Here is a 1515-nt window from a genome sequence, read left to right as displayed (position 1 = left end):
CCGTACAGGAGCCGACTTCTCAAGTCTCCATCTGACTTTTGACCCCTAGAGAGACTGGGGGCTTACGGCTGAGGTGGAAGAGCATCCCTGAGTGCAGCTTGCCCTCTGCCCCTTCAATCGAATTTCCAGTGACTGTACCGCTCCCGGTGCTGGGAGTGGTTAAGCATTCGTGTTACGGTGAAGGATGACAACACGGTATTGCCTTTTCCACAGGAGTCGATGATGAATCTTACCTTCTTGCGCTTGATGGCCCTGATGACGGCCCTGTCTGGAATGGTGGCTGCCGGGGGGTCGGCTGGCATCAGTATTCCCTACGTGAACACTCCGCAGACTCGTCAGGCTTACGCAGAGGCCACGCGCCTCCTCCGTCAAGGCAATCTTCCTCAAGCCCGTCAGATCGTGGTAGATGTCGTGACTGCTACCGCCGCTAGACTCCCACCCTGTGTAACGACGCAAAACTTTGATTTTGGAACGAACACTTATTTCCCTCTTGGAGAGGCATTGCGTTTTTACCAGACTGTTCCAGGTGGGCGAGTCAATTATTATGAGCTGCGCCCGGATGGCGCTTACCGCATCTGGCAAGCCGTGCCTAAAGAGCCTAAAGATAAGGGCAGTGGTAAGACAGTTGCATCACGTGTCTTCGGGGTTGATCAGACAGACATGGAGCAATGTGGACATGCTCCAAATGACAGGGGAACGCTGGCGTTTTACAATGATGTCCCATTTAATGCGGACTTTAGGTATGGCTTCCTCAAACCAAATGGCGAACGGGTAGTCGTGGGGGACTGGCAAGTCAAACAGAACCTGGGGGAAATCCGCCAACGAGGTCTATCCATCTTCCATATCTTGCCGGGTGAGACAGTCAAGCACTAGCAAGAACGCCCCTAGAAGGGGGCGTTCTTGCTGAAATCTGTTTAAGGGTTGAGTGTGGCCGTCAGGGGAACGCCGGTTGTATTCCCTAGAACGTAACGGGAAGTGTTGGTATATGGTGGATTGGTAGGTGTGCTGGTTGTCCAGGCCACGAAACTCCCCGCCGACTTCACCTGAAGGTTACTGAAGATGACTTTGGCGTGGGTGACAGTTCCTCCAGCCTCTTCCTTGGCAGCGATGACCTGTTTGGCCTGTGCGGGGTTCCTCAGATCGTTGGATACGGCGACCTGCAACTTATACTGGCCACCTGCCGTGAAGTAGGCCACGCCGTTGATGATCTCCAACTGAACCGGGACGATCTGCCCACCTGTCAGTCCTCCGGGGTACTCGACGGACTGAAACTGGGTGCTGTTGCCATTGTTCAGGAAGTAACGCCAGGCGAACTTACCATCCCGGTAACCGTAGGAGAGTCCGCTCTCGACGGCACTGCCAGCCGAGCCATTCAGCCCCACATAGAAATTGATGAATTCGTCGGTGCGCGGAACGGAGTAAGCTCTCTAGGGGTCAAAAGTGGCGAGGAAGTCGGGAAACGCGTGTGCAAGCCCACGGTTGGGCTTGGTGAGCACGGCGCGAAGGGCATCCAGG

Annotated in this window: 2 protein-coding genes; both read left to right on the top strand. The window is 55.1% G+C overall.

The features are described from left to right. Nucleotides 1-177: 177 nt before the first annotated feature. The gene (locus tag H565_RS16430; RefSeq protein ID WP_157468967.1) at nucleotides 178-873 is read left to right on the top strand and encodes a hypothetical protein; all 696 of its coding nucleotides are present in this window, start codon (nucleotides 178-180) and stop codon (nucleotides 871-873) included. 197 nt (nucleotides 874-1070) lie between these two features. Further along, nucleotides 1071-1515 (top strand): hypothetical protein (locus tag H565_RS16720; RefSeq protein WP_211232128.1); only part of this gene is annotated, 445 nt, incomplete at its 3' end.

This window comes from Deinococcus murrayi DSM 11303 (assembly GCF_000482805.1).
Taxonomy (GTDB): Bacteria; Deinococcota; Deinococci; order Deinococcales; family Deinococcaceae; genus Deinococcus; species Deinococcus murrayi.
The sequence above is the reverse complement of the archived record's forward strand: the minus strand, read 5'-3'. Positions and strand labels throughout refer to the sequence as shown.